The following is a 23,692-nucleotide window of genomic DNA, read 5'->3' on the forward strand; positions in this document are numbered from 1 at the left end:
AAATGCCGGGCACGCAAGGCCCAACTTTTTTACGCGAATACGCGAAAAGCCAAGCATTATAGCCCGCCCTCGCGTTTTCCGCAAGCAATCAAAGACTTAGCGCCGCCCGGCAAGCCGATCGGCGCTGGAAGCCTTACTGCAGCTTGATTTCCACGTCGACGCCAGCCGGCAGGTCGAGCTTCATCAGCGCGTCAACCGTCTTGTCGGTCGGATCGACGATGTCCATCAGGCGCTGGTGGGTACGGATTTCGAGCTGATCGCGCGACGTCTTGTTGACGTGCGGCGAACGCAGGATGTCAAAACGCTGAATGCGCGTCGGCAGCGGCACCGGGCCACGGACGATTGCGCCAGTCCGCTTCGCGGTATCGACGATCTCGGCAGCCGATTGATCGATCAGACGATAGTCGAATGCCTTCAGGCGAATGCGGATTTTCTGTTGCTGCATGACGATTCCTTGGAAAGAGCGAGGCGATGTTGCATCGCCGGACACTAAAAGAACGTGAAACTTGACGCCCGCGGGGAGCGAGACATCAGGTTCCGGACGGTACTTCCACTGCTAAGCCCGCGATTCTACACGAAATTCTGGCGCGATGGTGCGAGTTTCTCGCCCCGCGCTTTCGCGTGACGGAAAAACAAAACCGGGCTCCAGCGCAAGCTGGACACCCGGTTTCGACGGTACGGACTGCATACCGCGGAATCGCGGACCCCGTCGGGATCCGCGGATCGTCGATATTACTCGATGATCTTGGCGACGACGCCGGCGCCGACCGTACGGCCGCCTTCGCGGATTGCGAAGCGCAGACCTTCTTCCATCGCGATCGGAGCAATCAGCTTCACCGTGATCGACACGTTGTCGCCCGGCATCACCATTTCCTTGTCCTTCGGCAGCTCGATCGAGCCCGTCACGTCCGTCGTACGGAAGTAGAACTGCGGACGGTAGTTGTTGAAGAACGGCGTGTGACGGCCGCCTTCGTCCTTGCTCAGCACGTACACTTCAGCCGTGAAGTGCGTGTGCGGCGTGATCGAACCCGGCTTCGCCAGAACCTGGCCACGCTCCACGTCTTCACGCTTCGTGCCGCGCAGCAGGATACCAACGTTGTCGCCTGCTTGACCTTGGTCCAGCAGCTTGCGGAACATTTCAACGCCCGTGCAGGTCGTCTTCACCGTCGGCTTGATACCGACGATTTCGATTTCTTCGCCGACCTTCACGATGCCGCGCTCAACGCGACCCGTCACAACCGTACCACGGCCCGAGATCGAGAACACGTCTTCAACCGGCATCAGGAACGCGCCGTCAACCGCACGCTCCGGCGTCGGGATGTACGTGTCCAGCGCGTCGGCCAGGCTCATGATCGCCACTTCGCCCAGCTCGCCCGTGTCGCCTTCCAGCGCCAGCTTGGCCGAACCCTTCACGATCGGCGTGTCGTCGCCCGGGAAGTCGTACTTCGACAGGAGTTCGCGAACTTCCATCTCGACCAGCTCGAGCAGTTCAGCGTCGTCCACCATGTCGCACTTGTTCAGGAACACGATGATGTACGGAACGCCAACCTGACGTGCCAGCAGGATGTGCTCGCGCGTCTGCGGCATCGGGCCGTCAGCTGCCGAGCAAACCAGGATCGCGCCGTCCATCTGCGCTGCGCCCGTGATCATGTTCTTCACATAGTCAGCGTGGCCCGGGCAGTCGACGTGTGCGTAGTGGCGGTTAGCCGTTTCGTACTCGACGTGTGCCGTGTTGATCGTGATGCCGCGCGCCTTTTCTTCCGGTGCCGCGTCGATCTGGTCGTATGCCTTCGCTTCGCCGCCGAACTTCTTCGTCAGAACCGTCGTGATCGCTGCCGTCAGCGTCGTCTTGCCGTGGTCAACGTGACCAATCGTACCAACGTTCACGTGCGGCTTGGTCCGCTCGAATTTACCTTTTGCCATGATTCTCTTCTTTCAAAAATTATCGATTGAGATAACGAATTACTTCGACTTCGCGCTGATGATCGCGTCAGCAACGTTGCGCGGAGCTTCAGCGTAGTGCTTGAACTCCATCGTGTACGTTGCACGACCTTGCGTCAGCGAACGCAGCGACGTCGAGTAACCGAACATTTCCGACAGCGGTACTTCGGCGCGCACGATCTTGCCGCCGCCAACCATGTCTTCCATGCCCTGGACGATACCGCGACGGCCCGACAGGTCGCCCATCACGTTGCCCATGTAGTCTTCCGGCGTCTCGACTTCGACAGCCATCATCGGCTCGAGGACGACCGGGTTCGCCTTGCGCATTGCTTCCTTGAACGCCATCGAACCGGCCATGCGGAACGCGTTTTCGTTCGAGTCAACGTCGTGGTACGAACCGAACGTCAGGTGAACCTTCACGTCGACGACCGGGAAGCCGGCCAGCACGCCCGACTTCAGCGTGTCCTGGATACCCTTGTCGACCGCCGGGATGTATTCGCGCGGAATCACGCCGCCCTTGATCTCGTCGAAGAACTCGTAGCCCTTGCCTTGCTCGTTCGGCTCGAGCGTGATGACTGCGTGACCGTACTGGCCGCGACCACCCGACTGCTTGACGAACTTGCCGTCGACGTCCTTCGCCGTCGAACGGATCGTTTCGCGGTAGGCAACCTGCGGCTTGCCGACGGTTGCTTCCACGCCGAACTCACGCTTCATCCGGTCGACCAGAATTTCGAGGTGGAGCTCGCCCATGCCCGAAATGATGGTCTGGCCCGACTCTTCGTCGGTCTGCACGCGGAACGACGGATCTTCCTGAGCCAGACGGTTCAGCGCCAGGCCCATCTTTTCCTGGTCAGCCTTGGTCTTCGGCTCGACAGCCTGCGAAATCACCGGCTCCGGGAACACCATGCGCTCGAGAATGATCGGGTTCGCCGGATCGCACAGCGTGTCGCCCGTGGTCGCTTCCTTCAGGCCGACCGCAGCAGCGATGTCGCCTGCGCGAACTTCCTTGATTTCTTCGCGCTGGTTCGCGTGCATCTGCAGAATACGACCCAGACGTTCCTTCTTGTCCTTCGTCGAGTTCAGCAGCGTGTCGCCCGAATTCACCACGCCCGAGTACACGCGGAAGAAGATCAGCTGGCCGACGAACGGGTCGGTCATGATCTTGAACGCGAGTGCCGAGAACTTCTCGTCGTCCGACGCGCGGCGCTCTGCCGACTCGCCGTTTTCGAGTTCGCCCTTGACCGGCGGGATGTCGACCGGCGACGGCAGGAAGTCGATCACGGCGTCGAGCATACGCTGCACGCCCTTGTTCTTGAACGCGGTACCGCACAGCATCGGCTGGATTTCGCACGCGATCGTACGGTCACGCAGCGCCTTGACGATGTCGGCTTCCGGCAGGTCGCCTTCTTCCAGGTACTTGTTCATCAGGTCTTCGTTGGCTTCAGCAGCCACTTCGACCATCTTTTCGCGCCATTCCTTGCAGGTCTCTGCGAGCTCGGCCGGGATGTCGACGTAGTCGAACTTCGTGCCTTGCGACGCTTCGTCCCAAATGATCGCCTTCATCTTGATCAGGTCGACGACGCCCTTGAAGTTCTCTTCCGCGCCGATCGGCACCACGACCGGAACCGGGTTCGCCTTCAGGCGCAGACGGAGCTGGTCGTAGACCTTGAAGAAGTTCGCGCCGGTACGGTCCATCTTGTTGACGAACGCGAGACGGGGCACCTTGTACTTGTTAGCCTGGCGCCACACCGTTTCCGACTGCGGCTGCACGCCGCCCACTGCGCAGTACACCATGCACGCGCCGTCGAGCACGCGCATCGAGCGCTCAACTTCAATCGTGAAGTCGACGTGGCCCGGGGTGTCGATGATGTTGATGCGGTGTTCCGGATAGTTGCCGCCCATGCCCTTCCAGAAGGCGGTGGTAGCAGCGGACGTGATCGTGATGCCACGCTCCTGCTCCTGCTCCATCCAGTCCATCGTGGCTGCGCCGTCGTGGACTTCACCGATCTTGTGGTTCACACCGGTGTAAAACAGAATGCGCTCGGTCGTCGTCGTTTTGCCGGCGTCGATGTGAGCGCTAATACCGATATTGCGGTAGCGCTCGATAGGAGTCTTGCGAGCCACTTTGATCCTCTACTGGGATGACACGATGCAGCCCTGCTGCATCATGCTTCAACACAAACGGGCGAGGCGCCTGAAAAGCGCACCCGCCCGGAATTTATTTCCGCTAAAAGCCCAGCCAGGCGCTTAGAAACGGAAATGCGAGAACGCGCGGTTGGCTTCTGCCATGCGGTGAACTTCGTCGCGCTTCTTCATCGCGCCGCCACGGCCTTCGGCCGCTTCGGAGAGCTCACCTGCCAGACGCAGGGCCATCGACTTCTCGCTACGCTTCTTCGCAGCCTCGCGCAGCCAGCGCATCGCCAATGCCATACGACGCGACGGGCGCACTTCGACCGGAACTTGATAGTTGGCACCACCAACGCGACGGCTCTTCACTTCGACCACCGGCTTGACGTTGTTGAGCGCAACCGTGAACACTTCCAGCGGGTCCTTGCCACCCTTGGTCTGGATTTGTTCGAATGCGCCATAAACGATGCGCTCTGCGACCGACTTCTTGCCGGACAGCATCAGCATGTTCATGAACTTGGCTACATCAACGTTACCGAACTTCGGATCCGGCAACACTTCCCGCTTGGGGACTTCGCGACGACGCGGCATGATTCTTCCTTTACTTGTTCAGTTGGAGCTGGTTCCAGCTCCGCGGCCACCAACAAACCCGATCACATCTTCACGACTAACCAGCTTGGCCGGGTGACCACTTACTCGACAGCACCGGCAATCCGGCACTCCCGCCTTGACCGCCCTGTGGCGATCCCTGATCAAAAACTGCTTACTTGGCAGCCTTTGCACGCTTCGCGCCGTACTTCGAGCGCGCTTGCTTACGGTCCTTGACGCCCTGGGTATCCAGCGAGCCGCGAACCATGTGGTAACGCACACCCGGCAAGTCCTTCACACGGCCGCCGCGGATCAGCACAACCGAGTGTTCCTGCAGGTTGTGGCCTTCACCGCCGATGTACGAAATCACTTCGAAGCCGTTCGTCAGACGAACCTTGGCGACCTTACGGAGCGCCGAGTTCGGCTTCTTCGGCGTCGTCGTGTACACACGGGTGCACACGCCGCGACGCTGGGGGCAGTCCTGCAGGGCCGGGCTCTTGCTCTTCGTCGTTTCCGACTGACGGCCTTTGCGAACCAGTTGGTTGATGGTTGGCATTGTTTATTCCTGAAATTGAACAAAATCTGCGCATCGATTTCGGGCAAAGCGAGAATCGGCGCACAGTTGACTTCCGAACCGGCGAAACGGGTGCGAACCTTGGAACGCGACTCGGCCCACCGAATACCGGAACCCAGCATGATATTCCGGAAATACCAACTAAGTCAACGGCTTGCGTGATTCACCAGCCGAACGCGTGGTTTACCGGAAGGGTCGGAACACCTGTGTCAGGCCGACTCGACGACGTCGATGATCTCGTCGCCGAAGCGCTCCAGCTTGCGCACGCCCATGCCTGGGATATGGCGGAGGTCGTCGATCGACTCCGGCGCGTTGCGCGCGATCTCGGCGAGCGTCGCATCGTGGAAGATCACGTAGGCCGGCACGCCGTCCGTTTTCGCGGTTTCCGCACGCCACGCGCGCAACGCATCCCACCGTGCGCGCTCACGCGTGCCCATGCCGGCCGTCGGATCGACGCGCGTACCGCTGCGGCTCGACGACTGGCGCGTGCGCTGCGGCTTCACGTAGCGGCGCAGCGTGACCTTCTCCTCGTTCTTCAGCACGGGCTTCGCGGCTTCGGTCAGCACGAGCGCGCCGAAGCCGCCATGATCGACGGCCAGGTAGCCGTACGCGACGAGCTGCCGGAAAATCGCCCGCCATTCGGGCTCCGACAGCGACGCGCCGATTCCGAACGTCGTGAGCTGGTCGTGGCCGCGCTGCAACACCTTCTCGGTGCGCCCGCCGCGCAGGATCTCGATCAGGTGGCTCGAGCCGAAATTGAAGCCGCTTGCACGCTGCGCGCGGAATACGCACGACAGCGCCATCTGCGCCTCACGCGTGGCGTCCCACGACGCCGGCGGCTCGAGGCACGTATCGCAGTTGCCGCACGGCTTGCTCTCCTCGCCGAAGTAGTTCAGCAGCCGCACACGGCGGCACGAGATCGTCTCGCACAGCCCGAGCAACGCGTCGAGCTTCGACGTCTGGACGCGCTTGTGCGCATCGTCCGCATCGGACTCGTCGATCATCTTGCGCTGCTGGACGACGTCGCCGAGACCGTACGCCATCCACGCATTCGCGGGCATCCCGTCACGGCCGGCGCGGCCCGTTTCCTGGTAGTAGCCTTCGACGCTCTTCGGCAGATCCAGGTGCGCGACGAAGCGAACGTCCGGCTTGTCGATGCCCATGCCGAACGCGATCGTCGCGCACATCACGATGCCTTCCTCGCGCTGGAACATCTCCTGGTGCTTCTGCCGCACCTCGAACTCCATCCCCGCGTGATACGGCAACGCACGCACGCCCTGCGCCTTCAGCCATTCGGCCGTTTCCTCGACCTTGCGGCGCGACAGGCAATAGACGACGCCGGCATCGGTCGTACCGTCGGCATTCGTGTGCTCGGCGCGAATGAAATCGAGCAGTTGCGAACGCGCGTTGTCCTTTTCGACGATCCGGTAGCGGATGTTCGGGCGGTCGAAGCTCGACACGAACACGCGCGCATCGTCGAGCGCGAGACGGTGGATGATCTCGTCGCGCGTGATCGCATCGGCCGTGGCGGTCAGCGCGATGCGCGGCACCGACGGAAACCGCTCGTGCAGCACCGACAGCTGGATATATTCCGGGCGGAAATCGTGCCCCCATTGCGACACGCAGTGCGCTTCGTCGATCGCGAACAGGCCGATTTTCGCGCGCTCGAGCAAGTCGAGGAAACGCCCCGTCATCAGCCGTTCCGGCGCGACGTAGAGCAGATCGATTTCGCCCTCGCGGAGCGCGCGCTCGGTCGCCGCGGCCTCGGTACCCGACAGCGTCGAATTCAGATACGCGGCGCGCACGCCCACTTCCCTCAGTGCGGCGACCTGGTCCTGCATCAGCGCGATCAACGGCGACACGACGATGCCGGCGCCTTGCCCGGCTTCGCGGCGCAGCAATGCGGGAATCTGATAGCACAGCGACTTGCCGCCGCCGGTCGGCATCAGCACGAGGCAATCGCCGCCGCCGGCGACGTGCTCGACGATCTCGCCCTGCTGGCCGCGAAATGCGGGGTAACCAAATACTTCGTCGAGGATTTCGAGGGCGCGGGACATGAATGAGGACAGGGACGGCTAAACGATGACCGCAATTTTAACAACCCGCTCGCGCGACGCGTGGCGAATCGTGCGGTTTGGCCGATCGGCCAGGGTTCGTTCGTGCGCATGACGGGCCTGCGACAGCCGCGCGGCAGGCCCGTCATGCGCATGAACGACAGACGAAAAAAAACCGCCCGGCATAACCGGGCGGTCTCGGTGACAGCAAGGTAAGGCAAGGCGGCTCGCGCCGCCCGCACTTACTCGGCTGCCGGGTGTTGCTGCGGCTCTTCTGCCGGCGCGCTCGGCGTGCCGAAGTCGAATGCCTCTTCCGCTGCGATCTGGTCGAAACGCTCGCGATCCGACGATTCCTTCGCCTTGCGTGCCTTGTGGAACGCGAGACCCGTACCGGCCGGAATCAGACGGCCGACGATCACGTTTTCCTTCAGGCCACGCAGATCGTCGCGCTTGCCCATGATCGCCGCTTCGGTCAGCACGCGGGTCGTTTCCTGGAACGATGCCGCGGAGATGAACGAGTCGGTCGACAGCGATGCCTTCGTGATACCGAGCAGCACGTTGTCGTACGAAGCCGGACGCTTGTCCTCGGCGATCATGCGATCGTTCTCGTCCAGCATGTCGGAACGCTCGACCTGTTCGCCCGGGATGAAGCGCGTATCGCCGTTGTCGGTGATCTGCACACGACGCAGCATCTGGCGAACGATCACCTCGATGTGCTTGTCGTTGATCTTCACGCCCTGCAGACGATACACGTCCTGCACTTCGTCAACGATGTAGCGCGACAGCGCCTCGATACCCTGCAGACGCAGGATGTCGTGCGGATCGGCCGGACCGTCCACGATCATTTCGCCCTTGTTGACCACCTGGGCATCGTGAACCAGAACCTGCTTTTCCTTCGCGATCAGGAACTCGTGCTGATTGCCCTCGAGGTCCGTGATGACGAGACGCTGCTTGCCCTTCGTGTCCTTACCGAACGACGTCGTACCGGTGACTTCCGCGAGAATGCCGGCATCCTTCGGCGAACGCGCTTCGAACAGTTCCGCCACCCGCGGCAGACCGCCGGTAATGTCACGCGTCTTCTGCGCTTCCGTCGGGATACGTGCGAGCACTTCACCGACCTGCACCTGCTGACCATCCTTCACGGTGATCAGTGCGCCGACCTGGAAGCCGATCTGCACTGCGTGCTCCGTGCCCGGAATCTTCACTTCGTCGCCGTTCGCGTCGAGCAGCTTGACCTGCGGACGCACGCTCTTCGAAGCTTGCGAGCCACGACGCTTCACGTCGATCACGACCAGCGTCGACAGGCCGGTCACGTCGTCGATCTGCTTCGCGACGGTCACGCCTTCCTCGACGTTCTCGAACTTCACCGTACCACCGTATTCGGTGATGATCGGGCGCGTCAGCGGATCCCACGTGGCGAGCTGCGTGCCTGCCTTGATCGTCGCACCGTCGAGCTGCAGCAGCGTCGCGCCGTACGGCACTTTGTGACGCTCGCGCTCGCGACCGAAATCGTCGGTGATCATCGCTTCGCCCGAACGGGAAATGACGATCTGCTCGCCCTTCGCGTTCGTGACGTAGCGCATCGTCGCCGTGAAGCGCACGATACCGTTGCTCTTCGCTTCGACCGACGAAGCCACTGCCGCACGCGATGCTGCACCACCGATGTGGAACGTACGCATCGTCAGCTGCGTGCCCGGCTCACCGATCGACTGTGCCGCGATCACGCCGACTGCTTCGCCGACGTTCACGAGCGAGCCGCGGCCGAGGTCACGGCCGTAGCAGGCTGCGCACAGGCCGTAACGCGTTTCGCAGGTCAGCGGCGTGCGCACGCGCACTTCGTCGATGCCGAGGCGTTCGATTTCCTCGACCGCCGTTTCGTCGAGCAGCGTACCCGATTCGTACACCGTTTCCTGCGTTTCCGGGTTCACGACGTCCGCCACCGCAACGCGGCCGAGGATACGGTCACGCAGCGCTTCGACGACTTCACCGCCTTCGACGAGTGCCTTCATCGCCACGCCGTTCGACGTGCCGCAATCGTCCTCCACCACGACCAGATCCTGCGTGACGTCGACGAGACGACGCGTCAGGTAACCCGAGTTCGCGGTCTTCAGTGCCGTATCAGCCAGACCCTTACGTGCACCGTGGGTCGAGATGAAGTACTGCAACACGTTCAGACCTTCGCGGAAGTTCGCGGTAATCGGCGTCTCGATAATCGAGCCGTCCGGCTTCGCCATCAGGCCTCGCATACCGGCCAGCTGACGAATCTGAACCGCCGAACCCCGGGCGCCCGAGTCGGCCATCATGTAGATCGAGTTGAACGATTCCTGGCGCGTTTCCTTGCCGTCGCGGTCCGTCACCGGCTCCGTCGACAGCTGCTCCATCATCGCCTTGCCGACCGCTTCCGACGTTGCCGACCAGATGTCGACCACGTTGTTGTAGCGTTCCTGCGCGGTGACGAGACCCGACATGTACTGGCGGTCGTACTCCTTCACCTTCTTCGCGGCGTCGCCGACGATCGTTTCCTTCTGCGGCGGCACGAGCATGTCGTCCACGCAAATCGAAATACCGGCACGCGTCGCGAGACGGAAACCCGACTGCATCAGCTGGTCGGCAAACACCACCGTCGCACGCAGACCGCACTTGCGGAACGCCGTGTTGATCAGGCGCGAGATTTCCTTCTTCTTCAGCGGCTTGTTCAGCACCGAGAACGGCAGGCCGTGCGGCAGGATCTCCGACAGGATCGCGCGGCCGACGGTCGTCGCGTACAGCGAGATCTTCGGCACGAACGGCGGTGCGCCTTCCGACGTGTCTTCGTTGTGGACCATTTCGGTGATCCGCACGTTGACACGCGATGCCAGCTCGACTTCCTTGTTCTCGTACGCGCGGATCACTTCCGACACGCCCGTGAACGACAGGCCTTCGCCCTTGGCGTTAACCGCTTCGCGGGTCGCGTAGTACAGACCCAGCACGATATCCTGCGACGGCACGATCGACGGATCGCCGTTGGCCGGGAACAGCACGTTGTTCGACGCCAGCATCAGCGTACGCGCTTCCATCTGCGCTTCGAGCGACAGCGGCACGTGAACGGCCATCTGGTCACCGTCGAAGTCGGCGTTGAACGCCGCGCAGACGAGCGGGTGCAGCTGAATTGCCTTGCCTTCGATCAGCACCGGCTCGAACGCCTGGATACCGAGACGGTGCAGCGTCGGCGCACGGTTCAGCATCACCGGGTGCTCGCGGATCACCTCTTCGAGGATGTCCCACACCACCGGCGTCTGGTTCTCGACTTCCTTCTTCGCCGCCTTGATGGTCGTCGCGACGCCCATCACTTCCAGCTTGTTGAAGATGAACGGCTTGAACAGCTCAAGCGCCATCAGCTTCGGCAGGCCGCACTGGTGCAGCTTCAGCGTCGGGCCGACCACGATGACCGAACGGCCCGAGTAGTCGACGCGCTTGCCCAGCAGGTTCTGACGGAAACGACCGCCCTTACCCTTGATCATGTCGGCGAGCGACTTCAGCGGACGCTTGTTCGCGCCCGTCATCGCCTTGCCCCGACGACCGTTGTCGAGCAGCGAGTCGACGGCTTCCTGCAGCATCCGCTTTTCGTTGCGGACGATGATTTCAGGTGCCTTCAGCTCGAGCAGACGCTTCAACCGGTTGTTACGGTTGATCACGCGGCGATACAGGTCGTTCAGGTCCGACGTCGCGAAACGGCCGCCGTCCAGCGGCACGAGCGGACGCAGTTCCGGCGGCAGCACCGGCAGCACTTCGAGGATCATCCACTCGGGCTTGATGCCCGAGCGCTGGAATGCCTCGAGGACCTTCAGGCGCTTCGCGTACTTCTTGATCTTCGCTTCCGAGCCGGTGTTCTTCAGCTCGGTGCGCAGCGTCTCGACCTGCTCGTCGATGTTGATCGCGCGCAGCAGTTCACGCACGCCTTCCGCGCCCATTTCGGCACGGAATTCGTCGCCGTATTCCTCGACCTTGTTGTAGTAATCCTCTTCGGTCATGATCTGCCGCGCTTTCAGCGGCGTCATGCCCGGTTCGATCACCACATACGCTTCGAAGTACAGCACGCGTTCGATGTCGCGCAGCGTCATGTCGAGCACCATGCCCAGACGCGACGGCAGCGACTTCAGGAACCAGATGTGAGCGACCGGCGAGGCCAGCTCGATGTGGCCCATCCGTTCGCGACGCACCTTCGCCAGCGTCACTTCGACGCCGCACTTCTCGCAGATCACGCCGCGGTGCTTCAGACGCTTGTACTTGCCGCACAGGCACTCGTAGTCCTTGATCGGCCCGAAGATCTTCGCGCAGAAGAGACCATCGCGTTCCGGCTTGAACGTACGGTAGTTGATGGTCTCCGGCTTCTTCACTTCGCCGAACGACCACGAACGGATCTTGTCCGGCGAGGCCAGACCGATCTTGATCGCGTCGAAAACTTCTTCCTGTTGGACTTGCTTGAATAGATCGAGCAGAGCTTTCATTGCTTTCTCTCCGTAGTCCGATTAATTGCGGTCGAGATCGATATCGATACCGAGCGAGCGGATTTCCTTCACGAGCACGTTGAAGGATTCCGGCATGCCTGCATCGATCACGTGATCGCCCTTGACGAGGTTTTCGTACACCTTCGTCCGGCCAGTCACGTCGTCCGACTTCACCGTCAGCATTTCCTGCAGCACGTAGGACGCGCCGTACGCTTCGAGTGCCCACACTTCCATTTCACCGAAACGCTGGCCACCGAACTGCGCCTTACCACCCAGCGGCTGCTGCGTGACGAGCGAGTACGGGCCGGTCGAACGCGCGTGCATCTTGTCGTCGACCAAGTGGTGCAGCTTCAGGTAGTGCATGTAGCCGAGCGTCACGCGACGTTCGAACATTTCACCCGTGCGGCCGTCGTACAGACGGACCTGGTTCTTCGACGGGTTCATGCCGAGCTGCTCAGCGATGTCGTCCGGGAACGCGAGGTCGAGCATCTTGCCCATTTCTTCCTCGGTCGCACCGTCGAACACCGGCGTTGCGAACGGCACGCCTTCGCGCAGGTTCTTCGCGAGTTCGAGGATCTCTTCGTCGGTGAAGCTTTCCAGGTCTTCCTGGCGGCCCGAGTCGTTGTAGATCTTCGTCAGGAACACGCGCAGTTCCTCGATCTTCGCCTGACGCTGCAGCATTTCGCCGATTCGCCAGCCGAGGCCCTTCGCGGCCCAGCCGAGGTGCACTTCCAGAACCTGACCCACGTTCATCCGCGACGGAACGCCCAGCGGGTTCAGCACGACGTCTGCCGGACGGCCATCGGCCATGTACGGCATGTCTTCGATCGGGACGATCTTCGACACGACACCCTTGTTACCGTGACGGCCTGCCATCTTGTCGCCAGGCTGCAGGCGACGCTTGACCGCGAGGTACACCTTGACCATCTTCAGCACGCCCGGCGGCAGTTCGTCGCCTTGCGTGAGCTTCTTGCGCTTCTCTTCGAACGCAAGGTCGAACTGGTGACGCTTTTCTTCGATCGAGTTCTTGATCGCTTCGAGCTGCGCCGCTGCTTCGTCGTCCGCAAGGCGGATGTCGAACCAGTGGTAGTGGTCGAGGTCTTCCAGGTAAGCCTGGTCGATCTTCGTGCCCTTCGCGAGCTTCTTCGGACCGCCGTTCGCGACCTTGCCCACGAGCATGCGTGCGAGACGCTGGAACGCGTCGCCTTCCACGATGCGCAGCTGGTCGTTCAGGTCGAGACGGTAACGCTTCAGTTCGTCGTCGATGATCTGCTGCGCACGCTTGTCGCGCTGGATGCCTTCACGCGTGAACACCTGGACGTCGATCACGGTGCCGCTCATGCCCGACGGCACGCGCAGCGACGTGTCCTTCACGTCCGAGGCCTTCTCGCCGAAGATCGCGCGCAGCAGCTTCTCTTCCGGCGTCAGCTGGGTCTCGCCCTTCGGCGTGACCTTGCCGACCAGCACGTCGCCTGCTTCGACTTCAGCACCGATGTACACGATGCCCGATTCGTCGAGACGGCCGAGCTGGACTTCCGCCAGGTTCGAGATGTCGCGCGTGATTTCTTCCGGCCCGAGCTTCGTGTCGCGTGCAACGACGTTCAGCTCTTCGATGTGGATCGACGTGTAGCGATCGTCAGCCACGACCTTCTCCGAGATCAGGATCGAATCCTCGAAGTTGTAGCCGTTCCACGGCATGAACGCGATCAGCATGTTCTGGCCGAGCGCGAGCTCACCCAGGTCCGTCGAGGCGCCGTCGGCCAGCACGTCGCCGCGCGAAACCTTGTCGCCCATCTTCACGATCGGACGCTGGTTGATGTTCGTGTTCTGGTTCGAACGCGTGTACTTGATCAGGTTGTAGATGTCGACACCGACTTCACCCGCGACTGCTTCGTCGTCGTTCACGCGAATCACGATACGGCCTGCGTCGACATAGTCGACGACGCCGCCGCGGAACGCCTGAACCGTCGTACCCGAGTCGACCGCACAGGTGCGCTCGATGCCCGTACCGACGACCGGCTTTTCCGGACGCAGACACGGCACGGCCTGACGCTGCATGTTCGAACCCATCAGCGCACGGTTCGCGTCATCGTGCTCGAGGAACGGAATCAGCGAGGCTGCCACCGACACGATCTGCGACGGCGCGACGTCCATGTACTGGATACGGTCCGGCGTGACCATCATCGTTTCGCCGGCTTCACGCGACGACACGAGTTCGTCGATCAGCTGGCCGTTCTCGTCGATCGCGGCGTTTGCCTGAGCGATCATGTAACGGCCTTCTTCGATCGCCGACAGGTAGTCGATCTGGTCGGTCACCTTGCTGTCCACGACCTTGCGGTACGGCGTCTCGAGGAAGCCATACTCGTTCAGGTGCGCATACAGTGCGAGCGAGTTGATCAGGCCGATGTTCGGACCTTCCGGCGTTTCGATCGGGCACACGCGGCCATAGTGGGTCGGGTGCACGTCGCGAACTTCAAAGCCTGCGCGTTCGCGCGTCAGACCGCCCGGGCCCAGTGCGGAAACACGACGCTTGTGCGTGATTTCCGACAGCGGGTTGGTCTGGTCCATGAACTGCGACAGTTGCGACGAACCGAAGAACTCGCGGATCGCCGACGAAATCGGCTTCGAGTTGATCAGGTCGTGCGGCATCAGGTTTTCGCTTTCGGCCTGGCCGAGGCGTTCCTTGACCGCGCGCTCGACACGCACGAGACCTGCGCGGAACTGGTTTTCCGCCAGTTCGCCGACGCAACGCACACGACGGTTGCCGAGGTGGTCGATGTCGTCCACTTCGCCCTTGCCGTTGCGCAGCTCGACGAGGATCTTGATCGTCGCGAGGATGTCGTCGTCCTGCAGCGTCATCGGGCCGGTGATCTCATCACGGCTGACGCGGCGGTTGAACTTCATACGGCCGACCTTCGACAGGTCGTACGCTTCTTCGCTGTAGAACAGACGGTTGAACAGTGCCTCGACCGCTTCTTCGGTCGGCGGCTCGCCCGGACGCATCATGCGGTAGATCGCGATGCGCGCGGCCGTCTTGTCGGTCGTTTCGTCGACACGCAGCGTCGACGAGATGTACGGGCCCTGGTCCAGGTCGTTCGTGTAGAGCGTCTGGATGTCCTTGATGCCCGCTTCGCGCAGCTTCTCGAGCACGCTTTCCGTGACTTCGTCGTTCGCGCTCGCGATCACTTCGCCGGTGTCGCCGTCGACGACGTTCTTCGCCAGCACGCGGCCGAGCAGATAGTCTTCCGGCACCGAGATGAACTTGGTCTTCGCGGCTTCGAGGTCGCGAATGTGCTTCGCGTTGATCCGCTTGTCCTTCTGGACGATGACCTTGCCATCACGATCGGTGATGTCGAAGCGCGCGACTTCGCCACGCAGGCGCTCGGGCACGAACTCGAGTTGCGCGCCTTCGTCCATCAGCGTGAAGTTGTCGAACACGAAGAAGTTCGCGAGGATCTGTTCCGGCGTCAGGCCGATGGCCTTCAGCAGGATCGTGACCGGCATCTTGCGGCGACGGTCGACGCGGAAGTACAGGATGTCCTTCGGATCGAATTCGAAGTCGAGCCACGAGCCGCGGTACGGAATGATCCGTGCCGAGAACAGCAGCTTGCCCGAGCTGTGCGTCTTGCCCTTGTCGTGCTCGAAGAACACGCCCGGCGAACGGTGCAGCTGCGAGACGATGACACGCTCGGTGCCGTTGATGACGAACGAGCCCGTCGGCGTCATGAGCGGAATTTCGCCCATGTACACTTCCTGCTCTTTCACTTCCTTGACGACCGGCTTGTTCGGCGATTCCTTGTCGAGGATGACAAGGCGGACCTTCGCGCGCAGCGCGGAGCAGTACGTCAGGCCGCGCTGCTGGCATTCCTTGATGTTGAATGCCGGCGCGGACAACGCATAGCTCACGAACTCGAGACGTGCGAAACCGTTGTGCGAAACAATGGGAAATACCGATGTGAACGCGGCCTGCAAACCTTCAGGCTTGCGTTGCGTGGCCGGCACATCGGCTTGCAGAAACGTGCTGAATGATTCAAGCTGGGTAGCCAGCAAGAAAGGAACTTGGTGAACGATGGGGCGCTTCGCGAAACTCTTGCGAATGCGCTTCTTCTCGGTGAAGGAATATTGCATACGATCTCCGAATCACGGCGGGTGCTATCGAGGCGGAATACCTGGACGTTTCAAACCCGAGTGTTCACCGACTGAGACCCGATGGCCGTCCGACGGCTTGAACGAGCCGAGAAGCTTGGTGGTTGGCCGCTACCAACCGCTGGCTGACGGCAGCGGATGCCTGTGTTGCCCGCTACCCGACCAAACTTGCCTTCTGCAGTCGCTTCAGAAGACAAAGAGAACCGCCATTCGTGATCGACGACAACGATCAGGCGGTTTTCTTTGGCTTCTGGGGGCGATTATTCGGGCTCCCGAATGAGTGCCAGAATAACGTCCCCACAAAGCACAAAAAGGCCGGCGGTGAAAATACCGCCAGCCTTCGCACAGCGCGCCGAAACTTACTTGACTTCGACCTTCGCGCCTGCTTCTTCCAGCTTCTTCTTGGCTTCTTCAGCAGCAGCCTTGTCGACGCCTTCCTTGACAGCCTTCGGCGCGCCGTCAACGACGTCCTTCGCTTCCTTCAGGCCCAGGCCCGTCAGTTCGCGAACTGCCTTGATGACTGCAACCTTGTTGCTGCCTGCTTCAGCCAGAACGACCGTGAATTCGGTCTTCTCTTCTGCTGCAGCAGCTGCGCCGCCGCCTGCCGGGCCAGCGACTGCCACTGCAGCTGCCGACACGCCAAACTTCTCTTCGAATGCCTTGACCAGTTCGTTCAGTTCCAGAACGGTCATCCCTTCGACTGCTGCCAGGATGTCTTCTTTTGCGATTGCCATTTGAAATACTCCTAAATTGAATTCGGATACAGCCAGCGATCAATGACGCTGATGCACGTTCGATTACGCAGCTTCCGCTTGCTTCTTCTCGGCCAGCGCGGCCAGAGCGCGCGCGAAGCCCGAAACAGGCGATTGCATAACGAACAGCAGCTTCGAGAGCAGTTCTTCGCGGCTCGGGATGCTTGCCAGCGCTTGCACGCCAGCCTTGTCCATCACCTTGCCATCGAACGAACCAGCCTTGATGACCAACTTGTCATTGCTCTTGCTGAAGTCGTTGACGACCTTAGCAGCAGCAATTGCATCTTCCGAGATGCCGTAGATCAACGGGCCAGTCATCTGCTCTGCCAGCGGAGCAAACGGCGTACCTTCAACAGCGCGACGCGCCAGCGTGTTCTTCAACACGCGCAGGTAAACCTGTTGCTCACGCGCTTTCGCGCGCAGCTTGGTCAGATCGCCAACCGCAATTCCACGATACTCAGCCAGCACAACGGTCTGGGCCTTCGCGACTTGCGCGGAAACCTCAGCGACGACGGCTTGCTTGTCTTCTCTATTAAGCGGCACGGTTAGCCTCCAGAAACGATACGTTCGGCGCGGCCGGCATGGCCGAAACCTCACGTACCTCGTTCAACAACGGCGTCCGACCTCGTTAGGAGTATTTCCACCTCATGCCGGGAATCGCTTCGCGGCCTGCGGCTTCACCACTGCAAAACTTTTTCGGGTTCGCCATCTGCGTTGGCTTGAATTAAGGGATCACCTGACTGCTGCGCCCCACCAACGGTCTTTGATAACCGGTTGCCCGCCCTACCGCACGAACAACCGCCCAAAGCCCATGTAGGCCGCTTCGCGAACGAAGCAGCCCGAATACTTGCTTACTGTGCTGCCAGCGTAGCCTGGTCGACACGCACGCCGACGCCCATCGTGCTCGACAGTGCGATCTTGCGCAGGTAGACGCCCTTGCTCGTTGCCGGCTTCGCCTTCTGCAGCGCTTCGATCAGCGCCGACAGGTTCGAACGCAGTGCGGTCGGCTCGAACGATGCACGGCCGATGGTCGCGTGGATGATACCGGCCTTGTCGACACGGAATTGCACCTGACCAGCCTTCGCGTTCTTGACGGCGGTTGCGACGTCCGGCGTGACCGTACCGACCTTCGGGTTCGGCATCAGGCCCCGCGGGCCGAGGATCTGACCGAGCGTACCGACGATACGCATCGTGTCCGGCGACGCGATCACGATGTCGAAGTCCATCTGGCCAGCCTTGATCTGCTCTGCCAGGTCTTCCATACCGACGATTTCCGCGCCTGCTGCACGCGCTTGTTCAGCCTTCTCGCCTTGCGCGAACACAGCAACGCGAACCGACTTGCCCGTACCTGCCGGCAGAACGACCGAACCACGAACGACTTGATCCGACTTCTTCGCGTCGATGCCGAGCTGGACTGCGACGTCGATCGACTCGTCGAACTTCGCGCTCGCGCATTCCTTCACGAGGCTCAGTGCGTCTTCGATCGCGTACAGCTTCTGACGATCAACCTTGGCGGCAAATGCCTGACGGCGCTTGGAGATCTTAGCCATTTACACGCCCTCCACAGTGATGCCCATCGAGCGTGCGCTACCAGCGATGGTGCGAACGGCTGCGTCCAGATCAGCTGCCGTAAGGTCCGGCATCTTGGTCTTCGCGATTTCTTCAGCTTGAGCACGCGTGATCGAACCGACCTTGTCGGTGTGCGGCTTGCTCGAGCCCTTGTCCACCTTCGCCGCCTTCTTGATCAGGACGGTCGCCGGCGGCGTCTTCATCACGAACGTGAAGCTCTTGTCAGCGAATGCCGTGATAACCACCGGCACCGGCAGACCCGGCTCCATGCCTTGAGTCTGCGCGTTGAACGCCTTGCAGAACTCCATGATGTTCAGGCCGCGCTGGCCCAGTGCCGGACCGACCGGCGGCGACGGGTTGGCTTTACCTGCAGGGATCTGCAGCTTGATAAAGCCGATAATCTTCTTTGCCATTTATGAACCTCATTGGAACGCCAGAGAAGGCGTTCGGTGAGTAATAACGCGCTTTCGCCGCTGGCTACTGACGCTCCTCAACGGTCATGACGCGGACCGTAAGCGCGAAGGTGGGCAGCCGAGGCTGCCCACCGAATCGGGATCAAACTTTTTCGACCTGGCCGAACTCGAGTTCGACCGGGGTGGATCGGCCAAAAATGGTGACCGATACACGCACGCGCGATTTTTCGTAGTTGACTTCTTCGACGGTGCCGTTGAAGTCCGTGAACGGGCCTTCCTTGACACGCACCATCTCGCCGACTTCGAACAGGGTCTTCGGGCGCGGCTTCTCGACGCCTTCCTGCATCTGCGACATGATCTTCTCGACTTCCTTCGGGGAAATCGGGGTCGGGCGGTTGCGCGCACCGCCGACGAAACCGGTAACCTTCGCGGTGTTCTTCACGAGGTGCCACGTTTCGTCCGTCATTTCCATCTCGACCAGCACGTAGCCGGGGAAGAAACGACGCTCAGTCACTGCCTTGTGGCCGCCTTTGACTTCGACCACTTCTTCGGTCGGGACCAGGATCTGACCGAATTTGTCCTGCATGCCAGCACGTTCGATGCGCTCCTGAAGCGCACGCTGCACGCTCTTCTCCATACCGGAGTAGGCGTGCACGACGTACCAACGCTTTCCGCTCGGGGATGCCGGAGTATCGCTCATATCATTTCCAACCCAGAATCGCCGAGAAAATCACCCATTCGATCGATTTGTCACTCAACCAGAGGAAAATCGCCATCACGAGCACGAAACCGAACACGACGAGTGTGGTTTGCGTTGCTTCCTTGCGGGTGGGCCAAACGACCTTCCGGACTTCCTTGTACGAATCCTTGGCAAAGGCGATGAGACTCTTGCCAGGTGCGGACATCAGCCCGACGGCAACGCCGGCGATGATACCTACCGCCAACGCAGCACCGCGGACATACCACTGCTGATTGGCCAGCCAGAAGAAGCCCACGAATCCGGCCAAGACCAACAATACGCCCAGGGCCAGCATCAGCTTATCGCCGGAGGTATTTACAGTTTCGACGGATGGATTCGCCATAACACCTTAAAACAAATGCCACGTAGGACACGTGGCTATTTTTTTGGCAGGGGCAGAGGGAATCGAACCCCCAACCTTCGGTTTTGGAGACCGACGCTCTGCCAGTTGAGCTATACCCCTAAACCATGCTGGGGCTGGCTGTTGCCAGCCCCAAAACTGTCGATCAACGAATAACTGGCTTACTCGATGATCTTGGCGACGACGCCGGCGCCGACCGTACGGCCGCCTTCGCGGATTGCGAAGCGCAGACCTTCTTCCATCGCGATCGGAGCAATCAGCTTCACCGTGATCGACACGTTGTCGCCCGGCATCACCATTTCCTTGTCCTTCGGCAGCTCGATCGAGCCCGTCACGTCCGTCGTACGGAAGTAGAACTGCGGACGGTAGTTGTTGAAGAACGGCGTGTGACGGCCGCCTTCGTCCTTGCTCAGCACGTACACTTCAGCCGTGAAGTGCGTGTGCGGCGTGATCGAACCCGGCTTCGCCAGAACCTGGCCACGCTCCACGTCTTCACGCTTCGTGCCGCGCAGCAGGATACCAACGTTGTCGCCTGCTTGACCTTGGTCCAGCAGCTTGCGGAACATTTCAACGCCCGTGCAGGTCGTCTTCACCGTCGGCTTGATACCGACGATTTCGATTTCTTCGCCGACCTTCACGATGCCGCGCTCAACGCGACCCGTCACAACCGTACCACGGCCCGAGATCGAGAACACGTCTTCAACCGGCATCAGGAACGCGCCGTCAACCGCACGCTCCGGCGTCGGGATGTACGTGTCCAGCGCGTCGGCCAGGCTCATGATCGCCACTTCGCCCAGCTCGCCCGTGTCGCCTTCCAGCGCCAGCTTGGCCGAACCCTTCACGATCGGCGTGTCGTCGCCCGGGAAGTCGTACTTCGACAGGAGTTCGCGAACTTCCATCTCGACCAGCTCGAGCAGTTCAGCGTCGTCCACCATGTCGCACTTGTTCAGGAACACGATGATGTACGGAACGCCAACCTGACGTGCCAGCAGGATGTGCTCGCGCGTCTGCGGCATCGGGCCGTCAGCTGCCGAGCAAACCAGGATCGCGCCGTCCATCTGCGCTGCGCCCGTGATCATGTTCTTCACATAGTCAGCGTGGCCCGGGCAGTCGACGTGTGCGTAGTGGCGGTTAGCCGTTTCGTACTCGACGTGTGCCGTGTTGATCGTGATGCCGCGCGCCTTTTCTTCCGGTGCCGCGTCGATCTGGTCGTATGCCTTCGCTTCGCCGCCGAACTTCTTCGTCAGAACCGTCGTGATCGCTGCCGTCAGCGTCGTCTTGCCGTGGTCAACGTGACCAATCGTACCAACGTTCACGTGCGGCTTGGTCCGCTCAAATTTACCCTTGGCCATTTTCGACTCCCAGAAGGAATTTCACAGGTTGCGCCGCGCGCAAACAAGACACTGACTTTTTACTGCTGGTGCCCATGGGCAGGATCGAACTGCCGACCTCTCCCTTACCAAGGGAGTGCTCTACCACTGAGCCACATGGGCGCTTTACGCTTCAACTTCGCGGTCTGGAGCGGGTGAAGGGAATCGAACCCTCGTCGTAAGCTTGGAAGGCTTCTGCTCTACCATTGAGCTACACCCGCACGGGCCACAAACGATTCCTTACCGCTCACTGCGCTGATAATCTTGGTGGAGGAGGTTGGATTCGAACCAACGTAGGCGTAAGCCAACAGATTTACAGTCTGCCCCCTTTAGCCACTCGGGCACCCCTCCGTAGAGAACTGACGATTATGGGGGTGCATCGCACTTCTGTCAAGCGGATCCGGAAGATTATTTTCATTCTCTTCCCGACACCTGCTTGACCACCGATCTCCCGCCCTTGCCCGGCTAAGGCAAACATGGGTGCTGCTGATCAGTGCCACATCTTCGTCAGACTCCGCCCTCAACGTCGATCTGCATCTACGCTGAAAACGAAAGACCGCCATCATACGACCTCTTGTGCACTCTGCCAAGCGGGTAAACGAAAAATTTCCGCAAATTTCGTGCCGAGTGGACTGATTGATCAACCCCCAATATTTTGGGTGATGTCGCTTCCAATCTCACCGGCTGTCTGACCGGACCTGCGGGGATAGACGTGACGAGGCTTTCGGGCGTTTTCCAACTGCGTCGGATTCTGCGGCCACGGGTGACGACGGGACGCGATTGGCGCGACACCGACCTTCGCCGACTTCGGCGACAGCCGCGATACCATCGCGGGCCAACCGCCCGCCTCCGGTTCTGATCCTCTTGCGCTGCTTGCCCTCGTGATGTCCTTCATAGCTTTGACCGCGCGTGCCGCCGGTCCGTCGGACGCCTGGTGGCGCTTGAGCACGATCACCAGTATCCGCCAGCAGGCGCTGGCCGACAGCCGCGCCCCAGGACGCAGCGCGGGATCTTCATTGCTCGCCGCGTATGACCGACCGAAACCTGCGCTCGATGCCGGGTGCCTCGGTTCGGCACACGTCGGTTTCGTGGGCGCCCCGCCGCTGAGCCAAGACGCGATCGCCTATTCGTGGCTGCTCAACGATGCATCCACGTACCTCGTCGGCGCTGGCGATAGTGCGCTCGAAGGTGAGCCCGGCGTACATCGACGCATTGCCGCCACTACTCGGCGATGATATGCGGCCCCGCGTGGGCCAGCCCCGCAGGCTTGTCGATGCGATTCCGCGGACATTCTGCAATGTGCCGCTCACTGCCTTTCGCCAACATGCAAGCCGACCAACGTCAGCATCTGGTCGGCCTACCTCATCGACTCAACGGAATACGCGCGACATCCCACATGCCCGTACGATGGCCGCCTCGTGCAGCTGAACGCTAGTACCTGCGTAGGATTCGACGCCGGCGCGTTTCTCCGCTCCGCATCCATCCGACGACGACGACGGAAAGCCGGCGTGCGACATCCAGCCTTCGGCATCGACCGCTCGCTGCCCGGCGTTGGTCGCGCTACTGCCAAATCGACGCAGGTACACGACCCGCCGGTTTCGACAGGGCGATGGCTCCGCACCCCGGGATCAGAATACCGCACGCAAGGAGCGATCGACCGGCATCGACGGCAGCGGCAAGCACTTCGCGTTAATGGGTGAAGGCTGCTTTGGCGGCTGGGCCTATTCACTCATCGAAGAAATCTATGCGTTGCGAGACAGGCAGTCCGTGCTCGTCAGAAGGAACAGCGGGGATTTCGGATGTTATCGGGTCGACGAACTCGCGGACATAGGTTCGAGCTAGCAGCGCCCCTGTCCATCCGGAGGGTTACACGCGTCCGTTCCCTCGCTCCAGCCGACATGAGTGAAGATGCAGCGAATTGAGTCCCAAACAACCCTGGATGGCTACACAATGCGATTCACAGCACGATTCGACTTCGTACGCTCGATGGGCATCAACCAGTCAGCGCGCTCAGCGAGAACGCGCCAAACGTCCGATAGAGGCGACCCGTTGCCCTGTATGCTGACGGCTCGTGTGGTGACGGAGGCCGTGAAATATGCCGGATAGGTACGAAATTGCAATAGTGACTTTGAGCCGAGGATGAGCTCGATACGCCGACGAACGAGGCCGATAATCGACAATCGAGGAGCTGGCGTGCCTCACTGGGCTGCAGCCCGGCGACACTCAAATCTGCCCCGAGCGGTAGTCAGATACGCGAGATGGAGTTGCTACTCGATCTGGTCGCCATCGTCGCGAGCAGCGAGAGGATGGATGTTTGAATGTCGGTTTCTGCCAACGCCAGCTACCTGTGCGGGACCAGTTCGTTCGGTTTGATCTGTAGCGCAGCGCCGCGAGCTCTCCGGAACAGCAGGTAGCTGAATCGACGCATTCGGCGCCCGGATATGTGACCTTACCCCGCCGAATACACCATTCGTAAGTTAGTGGGCTCGCCGTTTTTAGGTTGATGCAGTTGCCGGAATTGGTCCGGCGCCAGTTGCCCCAAGGCACTATGCGGGCGCACCGAGTTGTAGT

The 23,692-nt window shown here is 61.0% G+C and carries 16 protein-coding genes and 4 tRNA genes; 1 reads left to right on the forward strand and 19 read right to left on the reverse strand.

The genetic code is table 11. The features are described from left to right. Positions 1–133: 133 nt before the first annotated feature. The 19 genes from rpsJ to G3N96_RS09785 form a co-directional block, all read right to left on the reverse strand. Positions 134–445, reverse strand: a complete 312-nt coding sequence (gene rpsJ / locus G3N96_RS09695; RefSeq protein ID WP_004199280.1) for a 30S ribosomal protein S10 — start codon at positions 443–445, stop codon at positions 134–136. Between the two features lie 287 nt (positions 446–732). Continuing rightward, positions 733–1,923, reverse strand: a complete 1,191-nt coding sequence (gene tuf, locus G3N96_RS09700; RefSeq protein ID WP_011350666.1) for an elongation factor Tu — start codon at positions 1,921–1,923, stop codon at positions 733–735. A gap of 39 nt (positions 1,924–1,962) precedes the next feature. Next, a complete protein-coding gene (gene fusA / locus G3N96_RS09705) occupies positions 1,963–4,065 on the reverse strand; it encodes an elongation factor G (RefSeq protein ID WP_089472003.1) in 2,103 nt (700 codons plus the stop codon). A gap of 123 nt (positions 4,066–4,188) precedes the next feature. Further along, positions 4,189–4,659 carry a 30S ribosomal protein S7 gene (gene rpsG, locus G3N96_RS09710; protein WP_006477195.1) on the reverse strand — a complete coding sequence of 157 codons (471 nt, stop codon included), beginning with the start codon at positions 4,657–4,659 and terminating at the stop codon, positions 4,189–4,191. A 172-nt stretch (positions 4,660–4,831) separates the two neighbouring features. Continuing rightward, positions 4,832–5,212 (reverse strand): 30S ribosomal protein S12, encoded by a 381-nt coding sequence (rpsL, locus tag G3N96_RS09715; RefSeq protein ID WP_006400662.1) that lies wholly within the window; start codon positions 5,210–5,212, stop codon positions 4,832–4,834. A 227-nt stretch (positions 5,213–5,439) separates the two neighbouring features. Beyond that, complete coding sequence (gene recQ / locus G3N96_RS09720; RefSeq protein WP_206137045.1) at positions 5,440–7,287, reverse strand: DNA helicase RecQ; 1,848 nt, start codon at positions 7,285–7,287, stop codon at positions 5,440–5,442. A 239-nt stretch (positions 7,288–7,526) separates the two neighbouring features. Further along, a complete protein-coding gene (gene rpoC, locus G3N96_RS09725) occupies positions 7,527–11,771 on the reverse strand; it encodes a DNA-directed RNA polymerase subunit beta' (RefSeq protein ID WP_046544763.1) in 4,245 nt (1,414 codons plus the stop codon). Between the two features lie 21 nt (positions 11,772–11,792). Next, a complete protein-coding gene (gene rpoB / locus G3N96_RS09730) occupies positions 11,793–15,899 on the reverse strand; it encodes a DNA-directed RNA polymerase subunit beta (RefSeq protein WP_039339224.1) in 4,107 nt (1,368 codons plus the stop codon). Positions 15,900–16,276: 377 nt separating this feature from the next. Continuing rightward, positions 16,277–16,651 carry a 50S ribosomal protein L7/L12 gene (gene rplL, locus G3N96_RS09735; RefSeq protein ID WP_021161757.1) on the reverse strand — a complete coding sequence of 125 codons (375 nt, stop codon included), beginning with the start codon at positions 16,649–16,651 and terminating at the stop codon, positions 16,277–16,279. A gap of 63 nt (positions 16,652–16,714) precedes the next feature. Beyond that, positions 16,715–17,212 (reverse strand): 50S ribosomal protein L10, encoded by a 498-nt coding sequence (gene rplJ, locus G3N96_RS09740; RefSeq protein WP_021161756.1) that lies wholly within the window; start codon positions 17,210–17,212, stop codon positions 16,715–16,717. A 308-nt stretch (positions 17,213–17,520) separates the two neighbouring features. Further along, positions 17,521–18,219: a 50S ribosomal protein L1 gene (rplA, locus tag G3N96_RS09745; RefSeq protein ID WP_006482906.1), complete on the reverse strand. Its 699-nt coding sequence runs from the start codon at positions 18,217–18,219 to the stop codon at positions 17,521–17,523. Further along, complete coding sequence (rplK, locus tag G3N96_RS09750; protein ID WP_006477201.1) at positions 18,220–18,651, reverse strand: 50S ribosomal protein L11; 432 nt, start codon at positions 18,649–18,651, stop codon at positions 18,220–18,222. A 142-nt stretch (positions 18,652–18,793) separates the two neighbouring features. Continuing rightward, on the reverse strand, positions 18,794–19,351 hold the full coding sequence (gene nusG / locus G3N96_RS09755; RefSeq protein WP_006400672.1) for a transcription termination/antitermination protein NusG: 558 nt from the start codon (positions 19,349–19,351) through the stop codon (positions 18,794–18,796). Position 19,352: 1 nt separating this feature from the next. Beyond that, positions 19,353–19,733: a preprotein translocase subunit SecE gene (gene secE, locus G3N96_RS09760; protein ID WP_006482892.1), complete on the reverse strand. Its 381-nt coding sequence runs from the start codon at positions 19,731–19,733 to the stop codon at positions 19,353–19,355. A gap of 44 nt (positions 19,734–19,777) precedes the next feature. Beyond that, positions 19,778–19,853, reverse strand: a tRNA-Trp gene (locus G3N96_RS09765). Between the two features lie 59 nt (positions 19,854–19,912). Next, on the reverse strand, positions 19,913–21,103 hold the full coding sequence (gene tuf / locus G3N96_RS09770) for an elongation factor Tu (protein ID WP_011350666.1): 1,191 nt from the start codon (positions 21,101–21,103) through the stop codon (positions 19,913–19,915). Between the two features lie 66 nt (positions 21,104–21,169). Next, positions 21,170–21,244 (reverse strand) — tRNA-Thr (locus tag G3N96_RS09775). A gap of 24 nt (positions 21,245–21,268) precedes the next feature. Continuing rightward, a tRNA-Gly gene (locus G3N96_RS09780) sits at positions 21,269–21,342 on the reverse strand. Positions 21,343–21,386: 44 nt separating this feature from the next. Continuing rightward, a tRNA-Tyr gene (locus G3N96_RS09785) sits at positions 21,387–21,472 on the reverse strand. A 590-nt stretch (positions 21,473–22,062) separates the two neighbouring features. Here G3N96_RS09785 and G3N96_RS09790 point away from each other — a divergent pair. Continuing rightward, entirely contained in the window at positions 22,063–22,356 is a 294-nt protein-coding gene (locus G3N96_RS09790) for a hypothetical protein (RefSeq protein WP_206137046.1), read from the forward strand. Positions 22,357–23,692 lie beyond the last annotated feature (1,336 nt).

Origin of the sequence: Burkholderia sp. Se-20373, assembly GCF_017104705.1 — a bacterium.
GTDB lineage: Bacteria > Pseudomonadota > Gammaproteobacteria > Burkholderiales > Burkholderiaceae > Burkholderia.

Coding starts and splice junctions, on each gene's coding strand:
- secE (WP_006482892.1), bottom strand. CDS start 19,733: ATGGCGAATCCATCCGTCGAAACTGTAAATACCTCCGGCGATAAGCTG.
- rpsJ (WP_004199280.1), bottom strand. CDS start 445: ATGCAGCAACAGAAAATCCGCATTCGCCTGAAGGCATTCGACTATCGT.
- recQ (WP_206137045.1), bottom strand. CDS start 7,287: ATGTCCCGCGCCCTCGAAATCCTCGACGAAGTATTTGGTTACCCCGCA.
- tuf (WP_011350666.1), bottom strand. CDS start 1,923: ATGGCAAAAGGTAAATTCGAGCGGACCAAGCCGCACGTGAACGTTGGT.
- rpsG (WP_006477195.1), bottom strand. CDS start 4,659: ATGCCGCGTCGTCGCGAAGTCCCCAAGCGGGAAGTGTTGCCGGATCCG.
- rplA (WP_006482906.1), bottom strand. CDS start 18,219: ATGGCTAAGATCTCCAAGCGCCGTCAGGCATTTGCCGCCAAGGTTGAT.
- tuf (WP_011350666.1), bottom strand. CDS start 21,103: ATGGCCAAGGGTAAATTTGAGCGGACCAAGCCGCACGTGAACGTTGGT.
- rplL (WP_021161757.1), bottom strand. CDS start 16,651: ATGGCAATCGCAAAAGAAGACATCCTGGCAGCAGTCGAAGGGATGACC.
- rpsL (WP_006400662.1), bottom strand. CDS start 5,212: ATGCCAACCATCAACCAACTGGTTCGCAAAGGCCGTCAGTCGGAAACG.
- rplK (WP_006477201.1), bottom strand. CDS start 18,651: ATGGCAAAGAAGATTATCGGCTTTATCAAGCTGCAGATCCCTGCAGGT.
- nusG (WP_006400672.1), bottom strand. CDS start 19,351: ATGAGCGATACTCCGGCATCCCCGAGCGGAAAGCGTTGGTACGTCGTG.
- rpoB (WP_039339224.1), bottom strand. CDS start 15,899: ATGCAATATTCCTTCACCGAGAAGAAGCGCATTCGCAAGAGTTTCGCG.
- rpoC (WP_046544763.1), bottom strand. CDS start 11,771: ATGAAAGCTCTGCTCGATCTATTCAAGCAAGTCCAACAGGAAGAAGTT.